Annotated in this window: 11 protein-coding genes and 1 tRNA gene; 1 reads left to right on the forward strand and 11 read right to left on the reverse strand. The window is 52.0% G+C overall.

Annotated elements, in window-relative coordinates; genetic code table 11:
• Nucleotides 1-3: 3 nt before the first annotated feature.
• Genes ACLGL1_RS00660 through folD form a run of 5 tightly spaced genes read right to left on the reverse strand, consistent with a single transcriptional unit; the run spans nt 4 to nt 6,210 of the window.
• Nucleotides 4-1,671 carry a glutamine--tRNA ligase/YqeY domain fusion protein gene (locus ACLGL1_RS00660; protein ID WP_411006871.1) on the reverse strand — a complete coding sequence of 556 codons (1,668 nt, stop codon included), beginning with the start codon at nt 1,669-1,671 and terminating at the stop codon, nt 4-6.
• A gap of 22 nt (nt 1,672-1,693) precedes the next feature.
• Nucleotides 1,694-3,871: a polyphosphate kinase 1 gene (gene ppk1 / locus ACLGL1_RS00665; protein ID WP_411006872.1), complete on the reverse strand. Its 2,178-nt coding sequence runs from the start codon at nt 3,869-3,871 to the stop codon at nt 1,694-1,696.
• The gene (locus ACLGL1_RS00670; RefSeq protein ID WP_411006873.1) at nt 3,834-4,784 is read right to left on the reverse strand and encodes a hypothetical protein; all 951 of its coding nucleotides are present in this window, start codon (nt 4,782-4,784) and stop codon (nt 3,834-3,836) included. Before ACLGL1_RS00670 ends, ppk1 begins: the two co-directional genes overlap by 38 nt.
• An 11-nt stretch (nt 4,785-4,795) precedes the next feature.
• Nucleotides 4,796-5,344: a hypothetical protein gene (locus ACLGL1_RS00675; protein ID WP_411006874.1), complete on the reverse strand. Its 549-nt coding sequence runs from the start codon at nt 5,342-5,344 to the stop codon at nt 4,796-4,798.
• The gene (gene folD, locus ACLGL1_RS00680) at nt 5,341-6,210 is read right to left on the reverse strand and encodes a bifunctional methylenetetrahydrofolate dehydrogenase/methenyltetrahydrofolate cyclohydrolase FolD (protein WP_411006875.1); all 870 of its coding nucleotides are present in this window, start codon (nt 6,208-6,210) and stop codon (nt 5,341-5,343) included. The genes ACLGL1_RS00675 and folD overlap by 4 nt, the downstream gene beginning before the upstream one ends.
• 175 nt (nt 6,211-6,385) lie before the next feature.
• Between folD and ACLGL1_RS00685 the strand changes: the two genes are divergently transcribed.
• Nucleotides 6,386-6,469, forward strand: a tRNA-Leu gene (locus ACLGL1_RS00685).
• Between the two features lie 145 nt (nt 6,470-6,614).
• Here the strand turns inward: ACLGL1_RS00685 and ileS are convergent.
• The 6 genes from ileS to ACLGL1_RS00715 form a co-directional block, all read right to left on the reverse strand.
• Complete coding sequence (ileS, locus tag ACLGL1_RS00690; RefSeq protein ID WP_411006876.1) at nt 6,615-9,413, reverse strand: isoleucine--tRNA ligase; 2,799 nt, start codon at nt 9,411-9,413, stop codon at nt 6,615-6,617.
• Nucleotides 9,414-9,698: 285 nt separating this feature from the next.
• Nucleotides 9,699-10,442 (reverse strand): RNA-binding protein, encoded by a 744-nt coding sequence (locus ACLGL1_RS00695; RefSeq protein ID WP_411006877.1) that lies wholly within the window; start codon nt 10,440-10,442, stop codon nt 9,699-9,701.
• Nucleotides 10,439-10,735 (reverse strand): YggT family protein, encoded by a 297-nt coding sequence (locus ACLGL1_RS00700; RefSeq protein WP_411006878.1) that lies wholly within the window; start codon nt 10,733-10,735, stop codon nt 10,439-10,441. The genes ACLGL1_RS00695 and ACLGL1_RS00700 overlap by 4 nt, the downstream gene beginning before the upstream one ends.
• A 14-nt stretch (nt 10,736-10,749) precedes the next feature.
• Nucleotides 10,750-11,541, reverse strand: coding sequence for a pyrroline-5-carboxylate reductase (gene proC / locus ACLGL1_RS00705; RefSeq protein ID WP_411006879.1), 792 nt, complete (start codon nt 11,539-11,541; stop codon nt 10,750-10,752).
• Nucleotides 11,542-12,075: a cell division protein SepF gene (locus ACLGL1_RS00710; protein ID WP_411006880.1), complete on the reverse strand. Its 534-nt coding sequence runs from the start codon at nt 12,073-12,075 to the stop codon at nt 11,542-11,544.
• Between the two features lie 15 nt (nt 12,076-12,090).
• Nucleotides 12,091-12,777 (reverse strand): YggS family pyridoxal phosphate-dependent enzyme, encoded by a 687-nt coding sequence (locus ACLGL1_RS00715; RefSeq protein ID WP_411006881.1) that lies wholly within the window; start codon nt 12,775-12,777, stop codon nt 12,091-12,093.
• Between the last annotated feature and the right edge of the window lie 6 nt (nt 12,778-12,783).

Raw genomic sequence — 12,783 nt, forward strand, 5'->3', positions numbered from 1 at the left:
CGCTTAACCCTTAAACTTATCCCGCAGGCCAACGGTCAGGTTAAAGACGGGGGCCTCCGGCGTATGGTACTTCCGGTCGGCGCAATAGTAGCCCTTGCGCATAAATTGATAGGCCTGCCCGATGGGGGCTTCCGCCAGCCGGGGTTCGCACTTGCAACCCTTTAGAACTTCCAGGGAGTCCTTGTTAAAGCGGTCCAGGATATCCGCATCGGCGGCCTGGTCGGGGTCCATCAGGTCATCCAGCAGGTGGACTTCGGCATCAACGGCATGGCTGGCTTCTACCCAGTGCAGGGTCCCCTTGACCTTCCGGTCTGCATCGGGCATCCCGCTCTTGGTCATGGGGTCATAGCTGCAGAGGACTTCTGTAATTTCGCCGGTTTCCGGGTCTTTGACATAGTCCTCGCACTTGATGATATAGCCATACATCAACCGCACTTCTCCACCCGGTTTGAGCCGGTGGTACTTGCGGTTGGCCTCTTCGCGGAAGTCTTCCTGTTCAATATAGAGGTGCTTACCGAAGGGGATTTGATAGGTGCCCATGCTTTCATCGTTAGGGTTCACGACCCCCTCTACCCATTCAATTTGATCTTCCGGGTAATTGGTCAGGGTGAGTTTCAGGGGATTTAAAACGGCCATGGCCCGTGGAGCCACCCGGTTTAAGTCTTCCCGCAGGCAGAAGGTCAGGTAGTTTTGCTCCACAATGCTGTTGGTTTTGGCCACACCAATCCGTTGGCAAAATTCTTTGAGGGCTGCCGGCGTATAACCCCGACGGCGGAGCCCGCTAATGGTCGGCAACCGGGGGTCATCCCAGCCATCAACCAACTGGGCGTCAACCAGGGCTTTCAAGCGACGCTTAGAGGTCATGGTGTTTTCAATTTCCAAACGGGCAAATTCAATTTGCTGGGGTCTGCTCTTCAAGTGGGGGCTATCGTCCAGGTGGTCAATAAACCAGTTATATAAGGGCCGGTGGTCCTCAAATTCCAGCGTGCAAAGGGAATGGGTAATCCCTTCGATGGCATCTTCCAGGGGGTGGGCATAGTCATACATGGGGTAAATGCACCACTTGTCCCCGGTCCGATGGTGGCTGGCGTGTAGGATCCGGTAAATGGCCGGGTCCCGCATATTCATATTGGGAGAGGCCATATCGATCTTGGCCCGGAGGACCTTTTCCCCATCAGCAAAGGCCCCGTCCCGCATTTGCCGGAAAAGGCTAAGGTTTTCCTCAACAGACCGGTCTCTATAAGGGCTTTCAACCCCGGGCTCGGTCAAGGTACCCCGGTGCTTGTGCATCTCCTCTGCTGTTTGGTCATCGACATAGGCCAAGCCCTTTTCAATGAGGGCCTCGGCCATATCATAAAAGGCGTCGAAATAGTCAGAGGCAAACCGCACCTCTCCATCCCAAACGGCCCCTAGCCAGGCCACGTCCTGCTGGATGCTGTCAACGTACTCATCCTCTTCCTTAATCGGGTTGGTATCGTCAAAGCGTAAAAAGCAGGTGCCGTCATATTTCTTAGCCAGGCCAAAGTTTAAGAAGATGGACTTGGCATGGCCAATATGGAGGTAGCCATTGGGCTCCGGTGGAAAGCGGGTAGCAATGGCGGCCATCCCCGCTTCAAGGTCTGCGTCTATGATTTGTTCAATAAAGTTTTTTGTGATAATCTGCTCTTCCATCTTGCACCTCTGTATAAAGAAATTACCGGTCGCCTTTAAGCCAGGCCAAAAGCCGGCCTAAAAATGTATCCTGATGACCACTGGCTGTATTTTTGCTGGTCGGCGGCTGGTATTGGTTTGTCCTTTGTTTGAAATAGGCATACTGCTCGTACTGGGAGTCAATGGGCCGTTCGTTTTGCCCTGGATAGAGCCGCTTGTAGCTGCCATCCGGCAGGGCCACCCGGGCCAAGACATTGTCTTCCGCTAGGATGCTTAAGATATCCATAATAATATTGCGAACATTCGGATCGAGAATTTGCACCGCAACTTCCACCCGGTACAGGAGGTTCCGGGTCATCCAGTCGGCTGACCCGATAAAGATCTTTTCCCGGTCACCATAGCCAAAAATATAAATCCGCGGATGTTCTAAGAAACGGCCAACCATACTCTTGACCTTAATGTTCTCCGTATAGCCTTCCACCCCGGCCCGCAGGCAGCAAATCCCCCGGACATAGAGGGTAATGTCTACCCCGGCCTGGGAGGCCCGGACCAGGGCCTCAATCATATCCTTGTGGGAAAGGCCATTTAATTTTAAGATGATCCGAGCCGGCTTACCGGCTTCAGCGGCCGCAATTTCTTCATCAATAAAGTCTAGGAACCGGCTCTTCATTTGCAGGGGTGCCACCAGGAGGTGTTGGCTGGAATCGACAAAGGCCCCCATTTGCAGGGTTTGGAAAACCCGGCTGACCTCTTCACCAATTTTTTGGTCCTGGGTAATGAGGGAGAAGTCCGTATACTGCCGAGCCGTCTTCTCGTTGTAGTTCCCGGTCCCAATCTGGGTGATATGTTGGACCTTCCGCCCTGTCCGACGGGTAATCAGGCAAATCTTCGAGTGGACCTTGTAGTTTTCCATCCCGTATAAGACGGAACACCCGGCCTCTTCCAGCCGCTTGGACCAGACAATGTTATGTTCCTCGTCAAAACGGGCCTTGAGTTCCACTAAAACGATGACCGACTTGCCGTTTTCGGCGGCTTTGATGAGGGCCTGGGCTACCTTACTACCACTGGCAATCCGGTAGAGGGTGATCTTGATTGAGGTTACCTCTGGGTCCACAGCTGCCTCATCGAGAAGGTCCAGGAAGCTTTTCATGGAATGATAAGGGTAGGCGAGGAAAATATCGCCCTGGTCATCCAGCTTTTTAATGATGGAATCCCCCGGTTTGATGCCCGGCGGCATAATCGGCGGCATGGGTTTATAGTTCAGGGCCGGGTACTTTTCAGCTAACTCACCGGTCAGGTCGTAGACGTGACTCAGGGAGGCCGGTACCTGCTCGGCAATCATAACCGCCCGGGGCTCAATGTCTAATTTTTGCATCAGGTAATCTTGAAGGTCTTGAGAAATATCCTGGGATAATTGCAGGCGGACAGCCTGGGACCGTTTCCGCTTATTTAAAAGCTGCTCCATCTGTTGCCGCCAGTCGATATCCTGGTCATACAGGGCCTCTTCTACCTTTAAGTCCCCATTCCGGGTAATCCGGAAAACGAACCGTTCCTTAATTTTATCCCGCTTAAAGAGCTTATGGGTAAAGTGCATGATCAAGGGCGCCATAAGGACATACTTATAGCCTGTCTTACTTTCATTTTCAAAAATATGGTAGCGGCGGTAATTCTGATAAGATACCGGAATGACACCGAAATCAAAAGGGCGCTTTTTATTGGTGTCCAGGGCAATCCCGACAAATTGCTCCTTATTGCTAAAGTAGGGGAAGGGATGGTGGCTATCGATAATCTGCGGTGACAAGAAAGGGGCCACATTATTATCAAAAAACCGGGTCAGGTAGTCTTCATCATAGGGCGTCAGGTTGGCCATGTCCACTTCATGAATATCATACTTGGCCAATTCGGCAATAATATCCCGGTAACAAGTCTCTACCCGGGGGAGCAATTCGCGAACGCGCTGGTAGACAGCGGCCAACTGCTCTTCAATGCTCATCCCGCTTTTACCGTCTATTTCTTCCACACCGAGCATGAGGGCATCGGTAAGCCCGCCAACTCGAACCATAAAAAATTCATCTAAATTGGACCCATAAATCGAAATAAACCGTAAGCGTTCAAATAGCGGTAGGCGATCATCTTCAGCGGCCTCTAGGACACGTTCATTAAAGCCCAGCCAGCTGAGCTCCCTATTGACAAATAATGATGTCGGAATCTCTGAACTCATCTATACCTCTCCCCTTATTAATGGCGTTCTCAATAAGATATCCTTCACGTACCCCGTAGCCAATAATCACCAATTCATCTGCGCCAACATGTCTCATGAGTTCTTCTATAATCAATAAGCCCGGTAAAAAGGTAACCAACCGCTCCGGTAAAATCCGGTTGAGGATCTTGATTCCACTTAAACCCAAGTCACTCAGGGTGTGGTCGACTTCCATGATATCCCCTAGGCTTAACTTATAATCAATAGCCCGGTCATTCCCTACCAGGTGGCGGTGGACCTTGGCTAGGGCGCGAGCCGTTCCGCCCATGCCGTAGAGGCGTTTTTGTTTGAAGCTTTTAAAGTCGCCAGCGTTCTCCAGGGACTTATTCACCCGCTTGCGGATCTTATTTCGTTCCTTTGAGTTGGGGAAGAGACCCTTGACATACTGGTTGTACATGGCCAGGGTCCCAATCGGTTCACTCATACTTTTAACCAGGCGGCTATCCCGATAGTAAAAGAGCTGGGCACTGCCGCCCCCTAAGTCAAAACCAATGGCCTCAGGCTCCCCTATGGCTGCCCTCAGGCCGATAAAATCATAGTAGCTCTCATCACAACCGTCTAGGAGCTGGATACTGATCCCTGTTTCTTTCTTGACCCGTTCCAACACTTCTTTTTGGTTATCAATATATCTCAGGGATGCCGTTGCAAAGCAGAGGATATCCTGGGTATTGGTCTCATCGCAAAGCACCCGCATTTTTTTGAGAATACGACACAGGCGGCTTATGCCGGCCTCGGTTAAGAGGTTATCTTCTATGTAACTAATCAATTCAGCAAAGTTTTTTTCATTAATAACCACTTCAAAGTCGTCACTAATGACCTCATAAATAACTGCCCGCATCGTATTGGAACCAATGTCTATGACCGCATATTTCATTTTAGCCTCACTTATTCATCCAGCATATCGTCGTGCCAATAAAGGGTCTGGTCATCATCTTTAACGTCCTTAAAGGCCAAGATGAGGTCCCCATCATACTTAAAGGAATAGCTGAAAAACAGGGTAATGTCATCTTCCCCACTGTCTTTCGGTCGGACAATAATCCGGTCCGGGTAAAACATATAGCCGACATCCGCATCCCGCCAGTTGACACTGACATCGCCGATATCCAGGGTGATGGTTCCCCATTCACCAACCCGGACCCCGGAAAGGAGCCCCCGGCCTGTCTTAATATTACCGTAGCTAAAACCGATGGTATAGTCCATTTTGCCGGCAAATAGGGAAAAATGCTCAAGGAGTAACCGCCCGGGCATGCTGATTTCTTCAATGAGCCGGCGCTCGGTTTCAATCCGCTTCCGCAGGAAGCCCAGCCGGCGGCCAATCGGTGAGGCCTCCCGTTCCGCCTCTGTGGCCCCGGTCAGACCGGGATGGGCATTCAAACAGTTGATGAGGTCTTCACACAAGAGCAGGATTTCCACATCTGATTCACGATAGGTCATTGCTTGCCCTCCTTAAGTGCAAATATCGCCGCTTCTGCAGCAAGGGTATTTTTTAAAAGCATGGTAATGGTCATGGGGCCAACTCCGCCCGGCACAGGGGTCAGGATACAGGCCTTATCGGCTGCCTTAAAGGCCCCTGCATCCACATCCCCACACACATGGCCATCCTGGTCGCGGTTGATCCCTACATCAATAATGACCACCCCATCCTTTACCTGCTGGGGTTTAATGGCCTTAGCCTTTCCCATGGCCACCACCAGCACATCTGCATCAGCCAATTCCGCATCTAAGTCTTGGGTCTTTGAATGGCAAATGGTCACCGTTGCATTTTTTTGCAAGAGCAGGAGGGCCACCGGTTTGCCCACTATATTCGACCGACCGATTACCACAGCCTTTTTGCCCGGTAAGTCGATACCGGCCTCGTCTAAAAGGGCCAGGCATCCCTGGGGGGTGCAGGGCAGGTAGGCCTGGCCACCTGTTAAAAGTCTCCCCATATTAATCGGCGTAAAGCCGTCTACATCCTTTTCCGAGGCAATGGCGTTAATCACCTTATCCTTATCAATATGGTCGGGCAAGGGCAGCTGCACCAAGATGCCATGGACTCTGTCATCCTGGTTTAGGTCCTCAATGGTTGCCAAAAGGTCTGCTTCTGTGACATCCTCCGGCAAGCTTATTTTAGAAGATGCTATGCCAACCTCTTTACAAGCCTTCTGCTTATTTCTCACATAGATTTCCGATGCCGGATCCTGGCCAACTAAAATAACCGCTAGCCCAATCCGACGGCCTGCTGCCTGCCGTACTTCGACCTCCGCCTTCATTTCACTGCGAAGACGGCCTGCCAAGTCAAGTCCAGATATTTCCTGCAAAAGTGTCCCTCCTTCATTTAATACTTATGCGAACATTATAGCATAATAAAGCGGTATTTTCAGCAATCCTGGCCAATAGCTGAAAAATGATAAAAGCCTTACCTGAGTCACATCTGCCCTTGACAATTCAAATTGGCCTAGTGTAAAATAGGCAATGTCAAATCTTCAGCACCACGCCGGAGTGGCGGAATTGGCAGACGCAGCAGATTCAAAATCTGCCGTGGGTAACCTCGTGTGGGTTCGAGTCCCACCTCCGGCATCAATAAAGGACCAGCTTATTAAAGCAGGTCCTTTTTTCTATCTTACGCAAGCCGTCTGTGGCAAAAACTATATCAGCAAAGGGTTGGGCCGAATGATTTTACTCATTCTGACCCAACCCTTTATCCTATAAAGAGATTAATTTTTTATTCTTCGCTCAATACCTCGGCGCAACGGTCACAGAGGTCTTCGTGGTTATGGCCAACGCTGGTGCTGTATTTCCAGCACCGGGGGCATTTTTCCCCTTCAGCAGGCTGGACGACAACAGAAAGCCCTTCCAGGACATCACTGGTCCAGGCGTCTGCTGCGGCTTTATCTCCGACTTCTGCTTGGCTGACAAGCAGGAAGTCGGCCAGGCCCTCACCGAGGTCAGCGATATCTTCCCGATAATCGGCTGCTTCACCGGTCAAGGTCAAGATGACCTTTGCATCCAGGGAGTTACCGATGACTTTGGCTTGGCGAGCTTCTTCCAGGGCCTTGGTGACTTCATTCCGGAGGTCAATCAGGCGGTCCCACCGTTTCAAGAAGCTATCGGATACCTGGGGCACTTCCACTTCAGGCCAATCCATGAGCTGAACGCTTTGGGGTTTATTGGGAATGTCCAAATAACGGAAGACTTCTTCAGAGGTAAAGGCGAGGATTGGTGACAGGATGACATCCAGGGCCAAGGCGGTATCGTACAAGACCGTCTGGGCGGCCCGGCGGTCCTGGCCGGCTGTCTCATTGGCGTAAAGCCGATCCTTGATGATGTTCAGGTAGAAGGCGGACAAGTCAACGGTGCAGAAGTTATGGACAGACCGGTAGACCTGGTGGAATTCATAATCATTGTAGGCCTCTTTGGCATTGTCAACGATGTCTTTAAGCCGTAAGAGGGCCCACTTATCCAGGTCGGTCAAGGCAGCGGGTGCTACCCGGTCTTTAGCTGGATCAAAGTCAGAGAGGCTGCCCAGGATAAAGCGGAAGGTATTCCGGATTTTCCGGTAGGCTTCACTGATTTGTTGTAAAATCCCCTGAGATACGGAAACATCTCCACGGTAGTCGGCAGAGGCGACCCAGAGACGGAGGATATCTGCCCCCTGCTTGTTGATGACTTCCAGGGGGTCGACGCCATTGCCGAGAGACTTACTCATCTTCCGACCCTGTTCGTCAACCAGGAAGCCATGGGTCAGGAGTTGCCGGTAGGGGGCCTTACCATTCACGGCAACAGAGGTACACAGGGAGGAGTTGAACCAGCCGCGGTGCTGGTCGCTCCCTTCCAGGTACATATCCGCAGGCCAGGAGAGGTCCGGCCGGCCACGCAGGACACCCTGGTGGGTACTGCCGGAGTCAAACCAAACGTCCATAATATCAGTTTCCTTACTGAACTTTTGGCTTTGGCAAGCGGGGCAGTGGTAGTCTGCCGGGAGGAGGTCCTTGGCTTCCCGTTCAAACCAGACATTGGCCCCATGGTCGCGGAAGAGGTCCTGCAGGTGGCTGATGGTCTCTTCATTGATGATGATTTCCCCGCAGTCCTCGCAGTAAAAGGCTGGAATGGGCACGCCCCAAATCCGCTGGCGGGAGATGCACCAGTCGCCACGGTCCCGGATCATATTGTAAATCCGCTCCTTGCCCCAGGCCGGGGTAAATTTAATATCATTTTCAATGGCCTGGAGGGCCTCTTCGCGGAAGCCGTCAATGGAAGCAAACCACTGGGGGGTGGTCCGGAAGAAGGTCGGGGTTTTGCAGCGCCAGCAGACCGGGTATTGGTGGCTGATGGTCCCTTGGTGGAGGAGGATGCCCCGGTCGGCCAGGTCTTTTAAAATAGCCCCATTGGCTGTTTTTAAATCCATGCCTTCAAAGGGCCCTGCTTCAGCGGTCATGCGCCCCTCATCATCGACCGGGGAGAGGATTTTTAAGCCGTATTCCTGGCCAATACCAAAGTCCTCCATCCCATGACCAGGTGCGGTATGGACGCAGCCGGTACCGGCATCTGTGGTGACGTGTGTCCCGAGGGTCACAATCCCCTCATCGCCGCCATAGGGGGTTTGGTACTTGATGTATTCGCATGCGGTCCCTTTAAAGGTCGCCAAGACTTCCGGCTTACTTTCCAAGCCAAGGGCTGCAACCAGGCTATCCAGGAGGTCCTTGCCTACGAGGTAGTGGCGGTCATCAATTTGAATGAGTTGGTAGTCTAATTCCGGATGGACAGAGACAGCCCGGTTGCCGGGGAGGGTCCAGGGGGTGGTCGTCCAAATGAGAATATAGGCATTGGTGGTATCGAATAAGCCCTTGGCATCGGTGACTTTAAAGGCCACATAGATAGAGGGCGAGCTTTGTTCCTTGTATTCAATTTCCGCTTCAGCTAGGGCGGTGTGGTCATGGGGGCACCAGTGAACCGGCTTACTCCCCTTGTAAATATAGCCCTTTTCAGCCATTTTACCGAAAACGCCAATTTCTTCCGCTTCAAAGGCCGGATCCAGGGTCACATAGGGGTTATCCCAGTCAGCCCGCACCCCTAAGCGCTTAAATTCATCCCGCTGAATATCAAGAAACTTTAGCGCATAGTCCCGGCAGGCATCCCGGAAGGCCACCGGATCGCTGTTCTTCGCATCCAGGCCGACGTTTTCAATGGCCTTTAATTCAATCGGCAGCCCGTGGGTATCCCAGCCGGGGACATAAGGTGTCAGGTAGCCCTGGAGGCTTTTGGATTTGTTGATCATGTCCTTGAGGACCTTGTTCATGGTATGGCCTAAATGCAGGTGGCCATTGGCATAGGGCGGGCCGTCATGAAGAATAAAGGTCTCATGACCGGCATTTTTTTCGTTGACTAAGCGGTTAATATCAATATCTTCCCAGAACTGTAAGGTTTCCGGCTCTTTTTTAGCCAGGTTGCCTCGCATGGGGAAATCAGTTTTAGGCAAATTAAGGGTATTGCCGTATGCTTTTTCTTTTTCTGATTTTGCCATATTTACACCTCTTCATAAAATAAAAAAAAATCGCCCCCAAAAGGGACGAATTGACTCGCGGTACCACCCTCATACCGTCAAAAGATGACGGCACTCGACTATTGTATAACGCCAATAAGACGGCTCCCCTACTCTGTTTTTCAGGTCGCAGCTCCGGGAGGATAAGCCCTGAGGCCGACTCTCTGCCTTCCACCATCGCAGAGTCGCTAAAGCCGGTTATCTCGGACTCCTGTTCCCATCTTTGCTTTGTTCTATAATAGACAATTGCCTTCCCCTTGTCAACACTTATAAGTACCGTTCAATGAGAAGTTTTATATTGCCCTTCTTCGTCGTGCCCGTCGTTGAGCCAATCCTGACCCGACCATGCCCGCGGACTGCCAATAGGTCTCCGCTGGCCAGGAGGTAATGGCTCCGGTACTCTACCATATGGTTGACCCGAACCAGGCCGGCGTCGATAAGGTCAGCTGCCAGCCGGCGTGAGAGCTGAAAGCTCTTGGCCAGGACAGCATCCAGACGAAGGCTGGCTACAATAAGGGCCTGCTCTTCTGTTTTAACTTCCGGCGGGGTCCAAGATTGCCAGTCCCTTTGGGCGATTTGAACCGGCACCCGGCGGACCCGCAAGTCTGAAACAGCCAGGTAGTCGACCAGGTCCCGGTCAACAAAGAAATCACAACCACCCTCCCGGATGAGAATATCCCCCATCTTATCCCGGGTAAAGCCCAGAGACATCAGGGCCCCCAGGTAGTCCCTGTGGTCGGCCTTTAAGAACTTCGCCGGCCCATCTAGACTCATCAGGGCCAGGTGAAAGTCATCGCTTGTCAGGTCATCTAACATGGAAAAGGCCAAGCGCACCCGCTCGGCCCCCTCCCATCCACCCCAAGTGCGGACCGTTAAATCTGTCCCGGTAAAAAGCGCCAACAGGTCTTCCGCTTCCTCCCGCGGCATAAAGTCTGACCATTCCGCTTGCCAGTTTTTTTGCGCCCGGTGGATGAGGTCCAGCAGGCGCCGCCTTTGCAGGTCATCACTCATAGGGCAGAAACCCCATACAGGAGATGTAAAAAGACCTGGTTAAAGGCCAGTCTGACCAAGGCCACCAGCACATAGGCCACCATGGGGGTAAAGTTTAAGGGCGAGAGCAAAAAGGCCGGCATAAACCGTTCGATTAACCGGAAAAAAGGATCTGTCAGGTCGTTGACAAAGGTCACCACCCGGCTATAGGGGTCAATCGGCAGCCAGGTCATGATGGCGCCAACAATAATCAGGAACTGGTAGAGCCTGCAGGCCAAGTTGACCGCATCATACAAAATACTTCCAATCGTCATATTCCACCGCTTTTCTATTGTGACATTTCTTTGGTCCGCCCATAGCTGGCCAAGATTGCCTCAATAAGGCCACTGCGCACACCGGCCTTTTCCAGGGCGCAAACACCGGCAATGGTGGTGCCGCCGGGCGAGGTCACCTTGTCTTTCAGCAGAGCGGGATGGGTCTGGTTGGCCAGGGCCAGGTCAGCAGCCCCCTTCATGGTCTGGGCAGCTATTTCATAGCTGATGGCCCGGGGGATGCCCAGGGCCACCAGGGCATCGGCACAGGCCTCCATAATTTGAAAAAAGAAGGCCGGACCGCAGCCATTTAAGGCCCCAGCCTTGTCTAGACCTTCTTCATCTAAAATAACTGTCCGGCCAATGGTATCTAAAATGCTCTTGGCCAGGTCAATATCCTCCTGGGCAAGACCCGGGCCAGGAGCCATGACAGTCATAGATGCCGCGACAGAAGCCGCCACATTGGGCATGACCCGGATCATCCGGTCATGGCCCAGGGCCTGGCGCAAGTGCTCGAGAGGCGTCCCGGCTAATAGGGAGAGGACCAAGGGGGCCTCTTGCCCGGCTGCCAAGGCCAGGTCTAGGTCAGCCAATTGCTGCGGTTTTACAGCGAGGACGACCACATCCACCTGCCCATACAGGTCACTATTATCGGGCACAAAGTGGACGCCCAGCTGGTCGGCAAAGGCCCGGCCATGATCCTGGTTGCGCTGGGAAAAAGCAAGGGTGCAGTCCAGTCCACTGGTTTTGATGGCCGGCATCATGGCCTGGGCCATGGCGCCACAACCAATAAAGCCTATCTTTTTCACCTAAAAGTCCCCTTTGCCCCGTTGGTGGTTCACCCACTCTGCAATGGTCGGGCCGTAGTCGCCATCGTTTAAGCTCCCGCGCAGCTCATTTTCAAGGCTGACACTGGGCGGTACAGCCACAAAAATGGCCCCCTGGTCGTTGATTTTCTGGATGGACCCGTTCAGGGCAAAGATGGCCCCACTGACAAAGTTAACAATGTTGACAGCCTCTTCAACTTGGCACTCGTGCAGGTCAAAAACGACCACCCGGTTATCCAGTAAATAACGGGTAATGGTCTGGGCTTCTTCAAACCGCATCGGTTGTAATAATACTATTTTCATATCGTCACCACCACTGTAAGACACTTCTTCTGCTGCCACTGGCAGGCTGCTGCGAAAGCGGTTCATCGGTGAAAACCGCCGTTCCTCAGTGGCGACCGGCTCATCATAAGAGCTGTAATAATCATTGTCATAGGCCTCATCCATATAGGCCTCATTTTCCTCTTCAGTATCTACAAAGCCTACAAAATCTAATAATTTTTTACCAATAGCCATTGCTCTGACCCCCAATTATTTTTTTGCAAAAATAGCGCTGCCAATCCGCACCATCGTTGCCCCTTCTTCAACAGCAACTTCATAGTCCCCACTCATGCCCATGGACAAATGGGTCATGGATACATTGGGGATACCCAAATTTTTATACGCTAAAAACATCTTATACAAGTCCCTAAAATAAGGACGCAAATCATCCTTGTTATCCAGGTTGGGCGCAATAAACATAAGCCCCTCACATTTTAAGTGGGGAAAGTCTCCAAACTGCTCTAAAAAGTCCTTGACCTCTTCCGGCGCCAGGCCATACTTCTGGTCTTCACCGGCCACATTGACCTGGACCAGAACCGGCACAATCACCTCTTTAGCAGCAGCCCGTTTCTCAATTTCCTGGGCCAGGCGGAGGCTGTCTAAGGACTGAATCATGGCCACCCGACCGACAATCTGCCTAACCTTATTGGTCTGTAGGTGACCGATTACATGAAAGGGCACCCCTTCACCTTCAAAGGCATCCAGCTTCGGAATGAGCTCCTGAACTCGATTTTCACCGAAAACGGTGGCCCCAGCGGCCATGGCCTCACGGATTTCTGAAACATCATGAAACTTGCTGACAGCAATAATATCTACCGGTTTTTCCGGATGAGGACTTTTTTTCCGGGCCACTTCTATGCGTTCTCGGATAAGAGAAATATTTTCTTTAATCGACACGAATCA

The sequence above is a fragment of the Peptococcus simiae genome (assembly GCF_046569735.1).
Classification (GTDB): domain Bacteria; phylum Bacillota; class Peptococcia; order Peptococcales; family Peptococcaceae; genus Peptococcus; species Peptococcus simiae_A.

Coding starts and splice junctions, on each gene's coding strand:
- ACLGL1_RS00660 (WP_411006871.1), bottom strand. CDS start 1,671: ATGGAAGAGCAGATTATCACAAAAAACTTTATTGAACAAATCATAGAC.
- ppk1 (WP_411006872.1), bottom strand. CDS start 3,871: ATGAGTTCAGAGATTCCGACATCATTATTTGTCAATAGGGAGCTCAGC.
- ACLGL1_RS00670 (WP_411006873.1), bottom strand. CDS start 4,784: ATGAAATATGCGGTCATAGACATTGGTTCCAATACGATGCGGGCAGTT.
- ACLGL1_RS00675 (WP_411006874.1), bottom strand. CDS start 5,344: ATGACCTATCGTGAATCAGATGTGGAAATCCTGCTCTTGTGTGAAGAC.
- ileS (WP_411006876.1), bottom strand. CDS start 9,413: ATGGCAAAATCAGAAAAAGAAAAAGCATACGGCAATACCCTTAATTTG.
- ACLGL1_RS00695 (WP_411006877.1), bottom strand. CDS start 10,442: ATGAGTGATGACCTGCAAAGGCGGCGCCTGCTGGACCTCATCCACCGG.
- ACLGL1_RS00700 (WP_411006878.1), bottom strand. CDS start 10,735: ATGACGATTGGAAGTATTTTGTATGATGCGGTCAACTTGGCCTGCAGG.
- ACLGL1_RS00710 (WP_411006880.1), bottom strand. CDS start 12,075: ATGGCTATTGGTAAAAAATTATTAGATTTTGTAGGCTTTGTAGATACT.